We start from the raw sequence: 14219 nt of genomic DNA, 5'->3' as shown, positions 1-14219 counted from the left end.
CCGTTCCATCAGCTCCATCAGCGCGTTTCGGCAACCGGGACGAGATCGGCCGCCGACTGGGCCGGGACGTGCTTCGTGCGAGGCAGTACGGCGGCGGCCACCACGGCAGCGACCACGTACAGGCCGGCGGCGGCGACGAGCGCGCTCGCGTAACCGTCGTTCACGCTGCCCGTGTTGTGGGCGGCGACGGTGGCCAGGGACGCGAGCCCGATCGCGCCGCCGAGCTGGCGGGCGCTGTTGAGGACGCCCGAGGCCGTTCCGGCTTCGCCGGGCGCCACGCCGGTCGTCGCGGCTGCGGCCACCGGCGCCAGGCACAGGCCCAGCCCGATGCTCGTGACGATGGACGGGCCGAGCACGTCGGCGAGGAAGCCGCCGTCCGGGCTGATGCGGCTGAACCAGGCCATGCCCGCTGCCGCGAGCAGGGCGCCGGAGATGAGCGACGCACGGGGTGACCGGTTCCGCCCGAGCCTGACGGCGACGACCGTTCCGACGATGACCCCGAGGGAGAACGGCAGGAACGCGGCGCCCGTCGCGGCGGCGCTCATGCCCAGCACCTGCTGCATGTAGAGGGAGACGAAGTAGAACGCGGCGAACTGCCCGGCGGCGGCGAGGAACACGAAGATGTTCGCTCCGCTCACCCAGCGGCTCCGGAAGAGTCCGAGCCGGACCAGCGGAGCCTCCGTTCGCCGCTCCACCAGCACGAACGCCGCCAGGAGCACGACCGCCAAGGCCAGCGTGCCGAGAGTGGTGGCGGAGCCCCAGCCGTGCTGGTCGGTACGGACCACGCCCAGCACCAGCAGGCCGGTACCCGAGGTCGCGAACACCGCGCCCAGCACGTCCAGGCGGTCCCGCGATCCCGGCGCGCCGGCGGGCAGGCCCGCGACGCCGAGACCCAGCGCGCCGAGCACGATCGGGAGGTTGACCAGCATCACCCAGCGCCAGCCCGCGTACTCGGTCAGCAGGCCGCCCGCCAGCACCCCCAGCGCGCCGCCGGCCGCGTTGACCGCGCTCCAGACGCCGAGCGCCCGGACGCGCGCGGCGCCCTCGGTGAACGTCGTGGTGAGCATCGCCAGCGCCGCCGGGGCGACGGCGGCGGCCGCGACCCCCTGCAGGGCGCGGGCGGTGATCAGCTGCCAGGGGGCCTGCGCGAGCCCGCCGAGCAGGGAGGACAGGCCGAACGCGGCCAGGCCCAGCAGGAAGAGCCGGCGCCGGCCGTACAGGTCGCCGGCCCGGCCGCCCAGCAGCAGGAAGCCGCCGAACGTCAGCGCGTACATGTGCACGACCCAGGAGAGATCGACCGGATCGAAACCGAGCGAGGTGCGGATCGCGGGCAGCGCGACGTTCACCACCGCCATGTCCAGGGCGACCATGAACTGCGCCAGGGACACCGCCGCCAGGACGAGCCCCGGCCTTGAATTTTTATACATGTATAAAAAGTAGCCCGGACGGCTCGGGATTGTCGAGCCCCGGACCGGGATGGGCCAAGATGGGCAGGTGGGCACACGGACCGGACGGCCACCGAAGATCTCGCGGCCGGACATCATCGCGGCGGCGCGGCGGATCATCGACGCCGACGGCGTGGAGAAGCTGACGATGCGGCGGCTCGCGCAGGACCTCGGCAGCACCCCGATGGCCGTCTACCACCACGTGCGCGACAAGGAGGAGCTGCTGCTCCTCGTGCTCGACGACATCGCGAGCGGCATGCTCCGCCCCGAACTGCCCGACGACCCGCGCGAACGCATCATCGTCACCGCGCAGGCGATGCACGACACGCTGGCGCGGGTGCCGTGGGTGGTGCAGGTGATCACCGCCGACGACCTCTTCTCGCCCACGGCCCTCTGGTACAACGAGACCGTCATCGACGCGGCCATGGCCTGCGGGCTCACCATCGAGAACGCCGTCTACGCCTACCGCAGCATCTGGTACTACACGGCGGGCGAGCTGATCATCCGGGCCGCCGCGGCGCGCCGCCGTGCCGAGGACGGCCGGCCGACCTTCCGGGAGCAGGTGTTCGCCGACCTGGACGCCGAGGAGCTGCCGAGGCTCTCGTCGCTGGCCGGCCGCTGGACGGAGATCTCCGCCCGGGACACCTACACCGAGGGCCTGCGGGCGTTCGTCGACGGGCTGCTCGCCGCCTACCGCTGACTACGATCCCCGGCTTTACCTGCGCTTTCTCGGTAATTTGGGGGAATTCGCCCGCGCGTCGGTGTCGAGCCTGACGTCAGGGGTACTCAGAGTCACCACCGTCCACTTGTTCGAAGGTGACCCGCCATATGGGACTGCTCCGGTCAGCGGCGCGCAAGGTTCCCCGCCCTCCGCTGCCACGCCCTTCCCTGCCCCGCCCACCCCTTCCGCACAAGATCCCCGGCGTGCCCAAGATCCCCGGCGTTCCGAGGCTTCCCGGCGTTCCCCACCTGGCGGATCTCCCCGTCCGCGCCGACCTGGGCAACCTTCTCGGCCCCAGGACACGGCGCCGGGTGTGGTCGCGGAACGGGCGTGCGTACATCGAGCTGCGCGGCCGCAGCCAGCACACCGACGAGCTGCGCCGAGCACTGGCCTCCGCCGTCCGGCACCTGAAGGGCGTGCGGTGGGCCGAGGTGAACGCGGTGACCGGCGAGCTCCTGTGCGCCTTCGACGAGGGCGGGGTCACGATCGAGCGCCTCATCGACACGATCGAGTCGGTCGAGGAGGCCCACGACATCCCGGACGAGACGTTCCCCATGGACGCCCATCCGGCCGACCAGGCGCCGATCACGGCCGAGGCGATCGCGCTGGCCTCCGACTGCGCCGCGTTCGCACTGGCCACCACCGGCAAGTTCGTCCGGCTGCCCAAGCTGCCCAGAGGGGCGCGCCTCGCGCTGACCTGGATGGACAACCAGCCGCGCCTGCGGGAGCAACTGGAGACGCGGATCGGCCCGCACGGCACCGACCTGGTGCTCGCCGCCGGCAACGCCGCCATGCACGGCCTCACCCAGGAGCCCGCCGCGCTGGCCGTGGACGCCGTGAACCGGGTGATCCAGCTGTCCGAGCTGACCACGCGCCGCGCGACGTGGTGCGACTTCGAGGAGGAACTGTGCTCGGCCGGCCTGCCGGTGGAGGCGCCCCAGCGGCAGGAACGGCCGTGCCCGCTTCCGGACGGGCCGATCGAGACCTGCGGTGATCGCGCCGCGATGGGGGCTCTGGCAGGGGCGGGCGCGGTGCTCGCCCTGACCCGTGTCCCCGCCACGGCCGCCGACGTCGCCCTCGCGATGGTGCCGCGCGCCGCCCGGCTGGGCCGGGCCGGGTTCGCGGCGACGCTCGACCGGGAGTTCAGCCGCAGGGGGGTGGTCGCCCTCGACGGCTCCGGCTACCGGCGACTGGACCGGGTGAGCGCGGTGATCATCGACTCGCCGGTGTTGTGCCAGGACTCCCTGGAGATCCTGGAGGCGGACGGGCCCGAGGTGTGGCGGGCGGCGACCCGGCTGCTCGGCTCGGACCCCGGCTTGACCGGGGAGCCCGATGCCGACGGCCGGCGGTTCAAACGGGTCAAGGGCAAGGGCAGAACACCGCCGGGCGGCACCAGGCTCCGGGTCGTCGAGGAGGACGGGACGGCGCTGGGCGAGGTGCTCGTCGGACCCGGGCTCGATCCGCTCGCCGAGGCGCTTCCGTCCGCCGTGCGCGACAGCGGCGCCCGGGTCCTGCTGACCGAGCACGCATCGACGGCCGAGTTCGCCCCGCTGGTCGACGACGTGCTCGGCGCGGGGGTTCCGCTGTCCGAGCACGTACGCGAGCTGCAGCGCGACGACGGCCACGGCGTCCTCGTGGTGACCACCTGCGATGATGACGCGGCCCTCGCCGCCGACGTCGGCATCGGGGTGCGACGGCCCGGTGAACGGGCCTGCTGGGGCGCCGATCTGATCTGCACCGGCGGGCTCGACCAGGTCTGGCGCCTGCTCAGCGCGGTCGGCGCCGCGCACGAGGCGAGCAGGCGTTCGGTCCGCCTCGCCGTGGGCGGCTCGTCCCTCGGCACGCTCCTGGTGGTGACCGGCCGCCGGGCCACCTCGCCCCTCGACCTGGCGCCGGTGCACAGCGCCGCCGTGATGGCGATGGTCGGCGGCGTGGTCTCGGCGCGCCGGCTCGCGGCCCGCAGACCGCCCGATCCGCTGCCGCGCGTCCCGTGGCACGCACTCGATCCCGAGCAGGCCGCCGAACGCGCGTTCCGGCTCCGTCCGGACGAGGACGCCGTGCCGCGCAAGCGGACTCGCCACCCGTCCCGGCCGGTACGGGCGGTCACCGAGGTGGCGCAGGCCGTCGGGCATGAGCTGCGCGATCCGCTCACCCCGGTCCTGGTGCTGGGCGCCGCCGCGTCCGCCGTCGTCGGCTCCGGCGTGGACGCCGCGCTCGTCGGCGGTGTCATGACGGGGAACGCGTTGATCAGCGGTGTGCAGCGGGCCCGCGCGGAGCACGTCCTCCGCGGGCTCCTGCTCGGCCAGCGCGCCCCCGCCCGCCGCGTACGGCGCGGCGAGGGCGAGGAGGGCACCGCACCGGAGTTGCAGGCGCAGCAGGGATGGGCGCCGTACGACTCCATCCCGGCCGCCGAGCTGCGTTTGGGAGATGTCATCGCGATCGGGCCGTCCGACGTCGTGCCGGCAGACGCCCGCCTCCTCGCGGTCGACGACCTGGAGGTGGACGAGGCGACGCTCACCGGCGAGTCGCAGCCGGTCACCAAGACGCTGGAGGCGGTGCCGGGCGCCGACCTGGCCGAACGTTCCTGCATGTTGTACGAGGACACCACCGTCCTCGCCGGCCGCGCGTACGCCGTCGTGGTCGCCACCGGAGCCGCCACCCAGGCGGGCCGTGCCGCCGCGCTGGCCGGTCGCGGTGCCGCGCCGTCCGGTGTCCAGGCGCAGCTGAACGAGCTGACCCGCGTGTCCCTGCCCGTCACCGGGATCAGCGGGGCCCTGGTCAGCGCCTTGTCGCTGCTGCGCGGCGTGCCCGTGCGGCAGGCGGTCGAGTCCGGCGTGGCCGTCGCGGTCGCCGCCGTGCCCGAGGGGCTGCCGCTCGTGGCGACGGTCGCCCAGCTCGCCGCGGCGCGCCGCCTGACCCGCCGCAACGTCCTGGTACGCAGCTCCCGCACGCTCGGCACGATGGGCCGTGTCGACACGCTGTGCTTCGACAAGACCGGCACGCTCACCGAGGGACGCCTCCGCGTCACCCGGATCAGCAGCGCGACCTCGGCGGACGAGGCGGGCGACCGGCTCGCGCGCCGCCTGCTCACCGCCGCACTCCGGGCCTGCCCGCAGCCGGAGAACGGAGACGTACGGCACGCCACGGACCGAGCCGTTCTCGAAGCGGCCGAATCGAAACTGGGTGAGGACTCCCAGTGGGAGCTCCTCCATGAGACCCCGTTCGAGCCGAGCCGGGGTTACGCCGCCGCCACAGGGCGTGCCAAGGGCAAGCCGTACGTCGCGGTCAAGGGCGCCCCGGAGGTCGTCCTGCCGCGCTGCGACCAGATCTTGTCCGGCAACACCGTGCGTTCCATGACCGGCGAGCGCCGGGACCAGGCACATGCCGTCGAACGCCGGCTCGCCTCGCGCGGGTTGCGCGTCCTCGCCGTCGCCGAGGCCAGGCCTTCCGAGGACGAGCTGGCGGACGGCGAGAAGCTGGGGGAGACCTTCGATCTGGTCCTGGTCGGCTTCCTCGGCATCGCCGACACCCCACGCGCGGACGCGGGCGAGGCGATCAGCACCCTCAGCGAGGCGGGCATCCGGGTCGCGATGATCACCGGTGACCATCCCGACACCGCCCAGGCGGTGGCGGCCGACCTCGGCATCCCCGACCCCGGCAACGTGCTGACCGGTGCCGAGCTGGACCGGCTCAGCGACCGTGAACGTTCCGCGCGGATCACGGAGACCGCCGTCTTCGCCCGGGTCAGTCCCGAGCACAAGGTGCGGATCGTCCAGGCGCTCCAGAAGGCCGGGCGGACCGTGGCGATGACCGGTGACGGCGCCAACGACGCCGCCGCGATCCGGCTCGCCGACGTCGGCATCGGCCTCACCGCCGGGGACTCCCGGGCGGCCCAGTCGGCCGCCGACCTGATCCTGCGCGGCGGGGACCTGCCCGGCATCGTCGCCGCGCTGATGGAGGGCCGCACGCTCTGGGAGAGCGTGCGCAACGCCGTGTCCATCCTCGTCGGCGGGAACGCGGGCGAGATCGCGTTCACCGTCTACGGCACCGCGCTCGGCGGCAGGGCTCCGCTCACCACCCGGCAGCTGCTGCTCGTCAACACGCTCACCGACATGATGCCCGCGCTCGCTGTGGCGCTCGCGCCGCCCAACGGCGACGGCTACGGCGAACGCCCGGCGCGCGGCGGCCCGCTCGGCGACCCGATGAACGAGGCGATCGCCGTACGCGGCGTCGTGACCGCCGTGGGCGCCATCCTGGCGTGGCAGGGCGGCAGGTTCACCGGACGCCGCGCCCGGGCCGGGACGATGGGCCTGGCCGCGCTCGTCATGACCCAGCTCGCGCAGACCCTGCAGACGGGGTGGCGGAGCCCGGCCGTCCTGGCCACCTGTGCCGCCTCGGTCCTGGTGCTCGCCGCCGTGATCGAGACACCGGGGGTCAGCCGGTTCTTCGGCTGCGTCCCGCTGGGGCCGATCGCCTGGTCCCAGGTGATCGTCTCGGCCGGGGCGGCCATGGGGGTCTCCGCGTTCGCGCCGCAGGCGATCGAACGCCTGGACGCCTGGTGGACCGCCAGGTCAGAGGCCTAGAGGCGCTCGACCTCCGCCTCGCGCGTGTAGCCAGGCGTGGGTGGCTTCACCAAAAGCATGCTTTCCTATGGCACTCTCTGTGTTCGTCTGATTACCTAATGGAGTCAGAGGGTCGCCGCACACCTTTGGGGGAAGGCGATGCACGCGAGACCGCCGCGCAGACCTGGGTTCCGCTGGATCTGGGCACCCCTGGTGGGGATCGTGGTGTTCTCATTAACCGTCGGCGTCATCAGGCTGCAGGAGACCGCCTGCGCCGCAGTCGCCGCGCCGCCGGCACCGGACACGGGCCCGGCGCCGCTGTCGGCCCGTTGGGGCACCGCCGCCTATCACCGCGACTGGTCAGAGGTGTTGTGCTCGCTGGGCGACCTGTCGCCCAGCGGCTACTACGTCTCGCTCTCGGAGGAGGAGTTCGGCCGGGCGTCCCTGTGCGGCTCGTATCTGGAGGTCGCCGGCCCCGAGGGCGTCGTGCGCGTCCAGGTCGTCGACCGGTGCCGCGCCTGCGCGCCCGGACGCCTCGACCTCAGCGAACGCGCGTTCAGCCGCATCGGCGACCGGCGCGAGGGCGTCGTCCAGGTCCGCTACCGCCTGGTCCACGATCCCCGGCCCGTGCCTCGCCTGGCCGTCCGGGTCAAGCCCGGCTCCACACGGATCTGGCTCGCCCTGCTCGTCCTCGGACACGGCAATCCGATCAGCCGCGTCGAGTTGCGCGCGGCGGGCCGGGACTGGCGGGCCATGCGGCGCGGCGTGGACAACCACTGGGTGATCTCCGCCCCCGGAGACGGTCCCTACCGGGTGCGCGTCACCGACCGCTTCGGCAACCGGGCGGTGCTGAGGTGGGTCGCGTTCGAGACCGCCGCCGTCCAGCACAGCGAGGTCCGGCTGTACGGGACGTTCAGGCGGCCGGGCAACTCGGCGCTGCCCTCCGCGCGCCTCCCCGACTCCGGGCCGGCCACCTCGCCGGCGCCTTTCAAGGTCACCTCGCTCTGCTCCTGACCCTGGCGTCCAGCCCGCCGTTCAGCCGCACAGCCGTTCAGTCGCACAGCCGTTCAGCCGCACAGCCGGGCGATCGAGTCGACCATGTGCTCCTCGATGAGGCGGAGCAGGCGCTCCTCCTCACCGTCGGCGATCGCGTCGACGAGGCGGCGGTGCTCCTCGACGAGCTCCTCGGGCTCGGGATACGTGGACTGCAACGCGTTCAGGCACATCCGGGTCTCGACCAGCAGCGTCTGCGCCATCCGCTCCAGCCGGGGGCTGCCGGACGCGCGCACCAGCGCCTCGTGGAACGCCTGGTCGGCATCGCTCATCTTGACCGGGTCGCGTTCCCGCGCGGCCTCCACGAGCTGCTGGAGCGCCTCGTTCAGCTGCACGACGGCCTCGCCGCGGTTGCGCTGCATGAGCAGGACGCAGGCGGCGCGCTCGATGGCCAGACGGGCCATGTAGACGTCCTCGACGTCGTTCTCGTCCAACGTGATCACGAACAGCCCGCGGTGGGGTTCGCTGTGCAGCAGCCCCTCCTGGACCAGGCGCTGCATGGCCTCGCGCAGCGGTCCGCGGCTGATGCCGAGCCGGGCGGCGAGCTCCGCCTCACCGAGCTGGTCGCCGGGCGCCAGCGAGCCGTAGAGGATCGCGGATCGCAGCTCGTCGTAGACGATCTCGACCGTGGACTTGCGGGGGACCGGTTCCAGCTCACCCAATCGGCCCATGCTGAGGGCCCTCCTTCGTGGTGAAGAGTGTGCCCAGCCCGGGATGCGAGGGCGTGCGGCCGGCCAGGCGCAGCCCTTCCCAGACGCTCACCTGGTTGGCGGTGAGCACGGGTTTGCCGACCCTGTCCTCCAGCTCGCCGAGCCAGGACACGGTGTGCAGGGCGGTGTCGGGCACCAGCACCGCCTCTGCGGCAGGGTGGTCGTTGGCGGCGACGAAGTCCAGCACCTCGGCGCGGCCCAGCGTGCCGACCTCGGCGGCCGTGACGATGCCCCGGCATGACAGCGCGACGACCTCGATCCCGGCGTGCGCCAGGAACGCGACGAACCGTTCGGCCACGTCCGCGGGATAGGTGGCCGCGACCGCGACCCGCTGAAGGCTCAGCCGGCGCGCCGCGTTCACGAACGCGAAGGAGGTGCTGGACGCGGGCACCCCGGCGGCCTCCTGGACGCCCGCCACCTGCGCGGCGGCGCCGTCCCAGCCGAACACGAAGCTGCCGCTCGTGCAGGCCCAGACCGCCGCCTCGACGCCCAGCGCACGCAGCTCACGGGCGCCTTCGGCGAGCACGTCGGGGCCGCCGATGTCGAGGAGCGCGTCGACCCGGTGGGCGTCCTCCCGCATGGTCGTGTGCACGACCGGCAGGCGGACCTCGCCCAGCATCCGCTCGATCGCCGGATAGTCGTCCTCGGCGCTGAAACCCGGATAGAGGAAACCGACACCGGCACGTCCGACACCGTTGCCCATCGATCCTCCGTCCGGCTCCGTGGCCGTAGATTGTCGACAATATTACCATCGGGTGGTACGGGTGTTCCGGCCGATCGTCCGGCGCGACGGTTCAGACGGCGGTCGTGCCGCTGAGCCGTACGAGCGACTGGCCCTCACCCGCCGCGGTCCAGCCCATCGCGCGCAGCGCCGAGCACATCGTCACCTGGTTGGCGGTGAGCACCGGCTTGCCCAGCATGCGTTCCAGCGGCGCGATGATGTCGTACGTCGGCACGTTCGTGCAGCTGATGAACACCGCCTCCGCCTCCGGCCGGTCCACCCGGGCGACCGCCTCGACGATCTCCCCGTACCCCACCTTCCAGATATGGCTCAGCAGGCCGAGCCCGACCCGGGACACCACCTGGACGTCATGCGCCCGCAGGAAGTGCACGAGCCGGTCGGTCACGCTGTCGATGTACGGGGTGACCACCGCGATCCGGCGCGCGTCCAGCAGGCGCAGCGACTCGGCGAGGCCGCCGGACGTCGTCACCGCCGCCGGCGCGCCCGCCGACAGCATCGTCTCGGTGAGCCGGCTCTCGCCGGTGGCGCCGCGGACGAAGCTGCCCGAGGCGCACGCGTAGGCGACCACCCGCGGTTCGGGTGTCAGCACGTCGCGGGTCGCCTGCCGGACGATCGAGTGGTCGGAGAGCGCGGACGCCATCTCCACGGTCACCGGGACCGGGACGTACGGCAGCCGCGTCATGTAGAGCGAGACGTCGTCAGGCATCCAGCGCCACAGCTCGCGGTCGAGGGCGAAGTCGAACGGCGCGACGACTCCGATCCCCTGCTGTGCGAGAAGCGCCGGGGTGACGACGAGGGCGGGGTCGAGTGCCATCGCCGGGACCGCTATTGCCCGTGCCGCTGGTAAACCAGGCGTTCGCCGACGGCTCCCGACCTCCAGACGTCGTTGCACGCCTCGGCCATGCGATCGAGACCCTCGGTGATGGTCGCGTAGACGTTGCCCGGCACCCAGCCGACATCGCCGTTGAGCAGCAGGTTGTTGCGCCCGTAGAAGATGGCGAGATCGATCACGCCGGGCAGCGCCGCGATGCCCTTCTCCTCCTTGAACGCCCGGTCGAGCATGCCGCCGGCGAACGAGAAGTAGACGACGTCACCCGGGATCGGTGTCACGGTCGGGTTCTCGAGGCCTATCTCCTCGCCGAACCGCTCCACCATCGTGTAGACCTCGTTGCGGGCGTACTTCGCGTGGTAGGCGTCGCCGCCCAGCGGGAGCGCCTGCCACACCGCCTCGCACGTCCGAGGTGCGTCCTTGTCGAGCAGTTCCGCGACGCAGGAGACGCCGCGGCGCTCCAGCGTGATGCTGATCTTCCTTGGCATTCCCACCCTGGCCTGAGTAGTCGCGCTGATTGTTGACAATCCTACGAAGCGTTCATAGCGTGTCAATGCCTCGATCAGTTGCATTCTCGTTAACTCCTGACCAGCGTAAATAGCGTCGAGCGAAGCTTCTGCTGTCATGGTGGGAAGGCGGAGCGTCACGTGGACTCAGTGGTGGTGCTGCGGGGCGACGACGCGCCGCCCGGCATGGCCGAGGTCGAACGCCTGGCCGACGTCCGTTACGTACGGGAACCGGAGCTCGCGGAGGCCCTTCCGGGCGCCGATGTCCTGTTCATGTGGGACTTCTGGTCGGACGCCCTGGCCGCGGCCTGGCCGGAGCGGGGAGGGCCGGACTGGGTGCACATCGCGAGCGCGGGCGTCGACCGGCTCCTCTTCCCCCGGCTGGTGGCCGGGGACGTCGTCGTGACCAACTCGCGGGGCGTCTTCGACGAGCCGATCGCCGAGTACGTGCTGGGCCTCGTGCTCTGCTTCGCCAAGGGCCTGCACACGACGCTCGGCCTGCAGGCGCAGGCGCGGTGGCGGCACCGGGAGACCGAACGGATCGGCGGCGCCCACGCGGTCGTCGTCGGCACCGGTCCCATCGGCCGGGCGATCGGCCGCAAGCTCACCGCCGCAGGGCTGCGGGTCAGCGGCATCGGCCGGACCGCGGATCCCGGCGATCCCGATCTCGGCGAGATCCGTTCGATGGACCGGTTGGACGAGACGCTCGGGCAGGCCGACTACGTGGTGCTCGCCGCGCCGCTCACCGAGCTCACCCGGGGCATGATCGACAAGGCGGCCCTCACGGCGATGCGTCCCACCGCCCGGCTCATCAACGTGGCGCGCGGCCAGCTGGTGGTCGAGGACGACCTGATCGACGCCTTGCGTGAAGGCCGGATCGCCGGCGCGGCGCTGGACGTCTTCGAGACCGAGCCGCTCGACGAGACCTCACCCCTGTGGGGCCTGCCGAACGTCATCGTGTCCCCGCACATGTCCGGCGACACGATCGGCTGGCGCCAGGAGCTCGTCGACCTGTTCGCCGACAACCTCGGACGGCGCGCCGCCGGCCGCCCGCTCCGCAACGTGGTCGACAAGCGGCTCGGCTACGTTCCGACCCAGCAGAAAGGGAGGGCCCGATGAGCCCGACCGCGCTGACCGCGCTGACCGCGACCGAGCTGCTGGCGGGCTACCGCGACGGGACGATCTCGCCGGTCGAGGCCACCGAGGCCGTGCTGGCGCGCATCGCGGAGCTCGATCCCCGGCTCAACGCCTTCTGCCTGGTCACCGCAGACGAGGCCCTCACACGGGCCCGCGAGTCGCAGGACCGGTGGCGGCGGGGCGAACCGTGCGGCCTCCTCGACGGCGTACCGGTCTCGATCAAGGACATCCTCCTGACCCGCGGCCACCCGACCCGCCGCGGCTCCCGGACGGTCTCCCCGGACGGCCCGTGGCCCGAGGACTCGCCGGCCACGGCCCGGCTGCGCGAGCACGGCGCGGTGATGGTCGGCAAGACGACGACGCCGGAGTTCGGGTGGAAGGGCGTCACCGACAGCCCGCTCACCGGGGTCAGCCGGAACCCCTGGGACCTCTCCCTCACCCCCGGCGGTTCCAGCGGTGGCGCGGCCGCCGCTGTGGCGGCAGGCCTCGCGCCGCTCGCCGTGGGCACTGACGGCGGCGGCTCGGTCCGCATCCCGGCGGCGTTCACCGGCACGTTCACCCTCAAGCCCACCTACGGCCGCGTCCCGCACCATCCGGCGAGCCCGTTCGGCACCCTCGCCCACGTCGGCCCGATCACCTGGACCGTGGCCGACGCGGCGCTCATGCTCGACGTCATCACCGGACCCGACGGCCGCGACTGGTCGGCGCTCCCGCCGCCCGTCACGCCGTTCGCGGAGGCCCGGCCCCCGGACGACCTCGGCGGGCTGCGCGTGGCCTACAGCCCGACCCTCGGCTACGCCTCGGTCGAGCCGGAGGTCGCGGCGCTGGTCACGGCCGCCGTCGGCGTGTTCGCCGAGCTGGGCGCCAAGGTGGAGCAGGTCGATCCCGGCTTCGACGACCCGGTGCGCGACTTCGAGGCCCTCTGGTTCGCGGGCGCCGCCAAGGTCGTCGAGAGTCTCTCCCCGGCCCGCCGCGCCGAGCTCGATCCCGGGCTGCGCGAGGTCGTTGAGGAGGGGGCGCGGCTGTCGGCGCTCGACTACCTGGAGGCCACCGCCACCCGGGTGCGGCTTGGCCGGATCATGGGAACCTTCCACGAGGAGTACGACCTCCTGCTCACCCCGACCCTCCCGATCACCGCCTTCGAGGCCGGACGTGAGGCGCCGCAGGGCGCCCGTGCCCGCTGGACCGGCTGGACGCCGTTCACCTACCCGTTCAACATGACCCAGCAGCCGGCGGCGAGCGTCCCCTGCGGATTCACCGCCGCCGGCCTCCCGGTCGGCCTGCAGGTGGTCGGTCCCCGCCATGCCGACGCCCTGGTGCTCAGCACCTGCGCGGCGTACGAACGGGCAAACCCCTGGCACGCCCATCGGCCCACCATCGACATCACCTGAGCGTGATGGTCAGTCGAAGGTGATGACGGAGCGGCCCGTGGCGGTGCCCTCGGCCATCGCGGCCAGGATGCCCGGTGCGTCTTCCAGCTGGACCTGGGCGACCTCCGGGACGATGTCGTGCGCGGCGGCGAAGTCGAGGGTGTCGCGCATGTCCTTCGGGGACCCCGACGGCGAGCCCATCACGCGGCGGCGGCCCAGCACGAGGCCGATCGGGGCGAGCGTGATCGGCTCTGGGCCGTATCCGAGGTAGAGCAGGGTGCCGTCCGGGCGCAGGCCGCCGAACGCGGCCAGGCCGGTGGCGGTGTCGGGCGCGGTGTTCATGGCCAGGTCCGCACCGCCGTCCGCGCCACCGTCCCAGGCGAGCAGGGCCTCGGCCGGGTCCTGCTCCTCCGTGGCGACGAAGAGCTCGGCGCCGAGCTCGCGCATCTCGTTCTCGGTGCGGCGCGAGCGGGAGACCACGGCGACCCGGGCGCCCATGGCGACGGCGAAGCGCACGGCCATCGTGCCCACGCCGCCGGTGCCGAGCACGGCGACCTTCGACCCGGCGACCGCGCCGCCCTGGCGCAGGCCGTTGAACGCGGTGATCCCGGCGCACATCAGCGGCGCGGCCGCGACCGGGTCCAGGCTCTTGGGCAGAGGAGTCACGAAGCCCGCGCGGGCGATGAAGTACTCGGCGTAGCCGCCGTCGTGGTTGACGCCGGTGACGTGCTTGGGGCCGGCGCAGAGCATCTGGTCGCCACGCACGCAGTAGTCGCAGCGGCCGCAGGAGGTGTACAGGAACTGCGCCCCGACGGGGGTGCCGACGTCCGGCCAGTCGACGCCCTGGCCCAGCGCGGCGACGACACCGCTGATCTCGTGGCCGGGGACGACCGGGAAGTGACCGAACGGGTAGTGGCCGTGGAACTGGTTGACCTCCGAGTAGCACATGCCGCAGGCGGTCACCTTCACCAGGATCTCGCCGGGACCGGGCTCGGGCACGTCACGTTCGACCAGCTCAAGCGGCTTGTGTGGGGCGTTGAGGACGGCGCTGTGCATGGGACTTCCTCCGATGTAGCGACGATATACGGTGCTGCTTATCGACGGTATATCAATGTAGCGGTGGTTGGCAAAGTTTTGTAGCATT

11 protein-coding genes are annotated in these 14219 nt (G+C 72.6%); 5 read left to right on the top strand and 6 right to left on the bottom strand.

The genetic code is table 11. The features are described from left to right. Positions 1–17: 17 nt before the first annotated feature. Positions 18–1427: an MFS transporter gene (locus F8566_RS27990; RefSeq protein WP_151564833.1), complete on the bottom strand. Its 1410-nt coding sequence runs from the start codon at positions 1425–1427 to the stop codon at positions 18–20. A 67-nt stretch (positions 1428–1494) separates the two neighbouring features. On the opposite strand from F8566_RS27990, the gene F8566_RS27985 reads away from it, so the two are divergent. The 3 genes from F8566_RS27985 to F8566_RS27975 all read left to right on the top strand — a co-directional run bounded on the left by F8566_RS27985 (position 1495) and on the right by F8566_RS27975 (position 7742). Next, positions 1495–2145 carry a TetR/AcrR family transcriptional regulator gene (locus F8566_RS27985; protein ID WP_225993593.1) on the top strand — a complete coding sequence of 217 codons (651 nt, stop codon included), beginning with the start codon at positions 1495–1497 and terminating at the stop codon, positions 2143–2145. 224 nt (positions 2146–2369) lie between these two features. Further along, a complete protein-coding gene (locus tag F8566_RS27980; RefSeq protein WP_192809891.1) occupies positions 2370–6749 on the top strand; it encodes a cation-translocating P-type ATPase in 4380 nt (1459 codons plus the stop codon). Between the two features lie 138 nt (positions 6750–6887). Next, positions 6888–7742 (top strand): expansin EXLX1 family cellulose-binding protein, encoded by an 855-nt coding sequence (locus F8566_RS27975; RefSeq protein ID WP_151564830.1) that lies wholly within the window; start codon positions 6888–6890, stop codon positions 7740–7742. 53 nt (positions 7743–7795) lie between these two features. Here the strand turns inward: F8566_RS27975 and F8566_RS27970 are convergent, their stop codons facing one another. The 4 genes from F8566_RS27970 to F8566_RS27955 all read right to left on the bottom strand — a co-directional run bounded on the left by F8566_RS27970 (position 7796) and on the right by F8566_RS27955 (position 10550). Then, positions 7796–8452, bottom strand: coding sequence for a GntR family transcriptional regulator (locus tag F8566_RS27970; RefSeq protein ID WP_151564829.1), 657 nt, complete (start codon positions 8450–8452; stop codon positions 7796–7798). Continuing rightward, positions 8436–9194, bottom strand: coding sequence for a maleate cis-trans isomerase family protein (locus tag F8566_RS27965; RefSeq protein WP_151564828.1), 759 nt, complete (start codon positions 9192–9194; stop codon positions 8436–8438). The genes F8566_RS27970 and F8566_RS27965 overlap by 17 nt, the downstream gene beginning before the upstream one ends. A gap of 91 nt (positions 9195–9285) precedes the next feature. After that, a complete protein-coding gene (locus tag F8566_RS27960) occupies positions 9286–10047 on the bottom strand; it encodes a maleate cis-trans isomerase family protein (protein ID WP_151564827.1) in 762 nt (253 codons plus the stop codon). Positions 10048–10058: 11 nt separating this feature from the next. Further along, positions 10059–10550 carry a DUF3830 family protein gene (locus tag F8566_RS27955; protein ID WP_151564826.1) on the bottom strand — a complete coding sequence of 164 codons (492 nt, stop codon included), beginning with the start codon at positions 10548–10550 and terminating at the stop codon, positions 10059–10061. 204 nt (positions 10551–10754) lie between these two features. Here F8566_RS27955 and F8566_RS27950 point away from each other — a divergent pair, with 204 nt between their 5' ends. Both F8566_RS27950 and F8566_RS27945 read left to right on the top strand, forming a co-directional pair. After that, positions 10755–11687, top strand: a complete 933-nt coding sequence (locus F8566_RS27950; protein WP_151565006.1) for a D-2-hydroxyacid dehydrogenase — start codon at positions 10755–10757, stop codon at positions 11685–11687. Further along, positions 11684–13096 carry an amidase gene (locus F8566_RS27945; protein WP_151564825.1) on the top strand — a complete coding sequence of 471 codons (1413 nt, stop codon included), beginning with the start codon at positions 11684–11686 and terminating at the stop codon, positions 13094–13096. The genes F8566_RS27950 and F8566_RS27945 overlap by 4 nt, the downstream gene beginning before the upstream one ends. A 9-nt stretch (positions 13097–13105) precedes the next feature. Here F8566_RS27945 and F8566_RS27940 read toward each other — a convergent pair whose 3' ends face one another. Further along, on the bottom strand, positions 13106–14131 hold the full coding sequence (locus F8566_RS27940) for an alcohol dehydrogenase catalytic domain-containing protein (protein WP_151564824.1): 1026 nt from the start codon (positions 14129–14131) through the stop codon (positions 13106–13108). Positions 14132–14219 lie beyond the last annotated feature (88 nt).

It is taken from the genome of Actinomadura rudentiformis, assembly GCF_008923185.1.
In the GTDB taxonomy this organism is placed as follows: Bacteria; Actinomycetota; Actinomycetes; order Streptosporangiales; family Streptosporangiaceae; genus Spirillospora; species Spirillospora rudentiformis.
This window is presented reverse-complemented; position numbering and strand designations above follow the sequence as displayed.

What these genes read in the sequence shown, in the direction of transcription:
- F8566_RS27990 (WP_151564833.1), bottom strand. Translation starts at nt 1,427, where the DNA reads ATGTATAAAAATTCAAGGCCGGGGCTCGTCCTGGCGGCGGTGTCCCTG.
- F8566_RS27975 (WP_151564830.1), top strand. Translation starts at nt 6,888, where the DNA reads ATGCACGCGAGACCGCCGCGCAGACCTGGGTTCCGCTGGATCTGGGCA.
- F8566_RS27970 (WP_151564829.1), bottom strand. Translation starts at nt 8,452, where the DNA reads ATGGGCCGATTGGGTGAGCTGGAACCGGTCCCCCGCAAGTCCACGGTC.
- F8566_RS27965 (WP_151564828.1), bottom strand. Translation starts at nt 9,194, where the DNA reads ATGGGCAACGGTGTCGGACGTGCCGGTGTCGGTTTCCTCTATCCGGGT.
- F8566_RS27960 (WP_151564827.1), bottom strand. Translation starts at nt 10,047, where the DNA reads ATGGCACTCGACCCCGCCCTCGTCGTCACCCCGGCGCTTCTCGCACAG.
- F8566_RS27955 (WP_151564826.1), bottom strand. Translation starts at nt 10,550, where the DNA reads ATGCCAAGGAAGATCAGCATCACGCTGGAGCGCCGCGGCGTCTCCTGC.
- F8566_RS27950 (WP_151565006.1), top strand. Translation starts at nt 10,755, where the DNA reads ATGGCCGAGGTCGAACGCCTGGCCGACGTCCGTTACGTACGGGAACCG.
- F8566_RS27945 (WP_151564825.1), top strand. Translation starts at nt 11,684, where the DNA reads ATGAGCCCGACCGCGCTGACCGCGCTGACCGCGACCGAGCTGCTGGCG.
- F8566_RS27940 (WP_151564824.1), bottom strand. Translation starts at nt 14,131, where the DNA reads ATGCACAGCGCCGTCCTCAACGCCCCACACAAGCCGCTTGAGCTGGTC.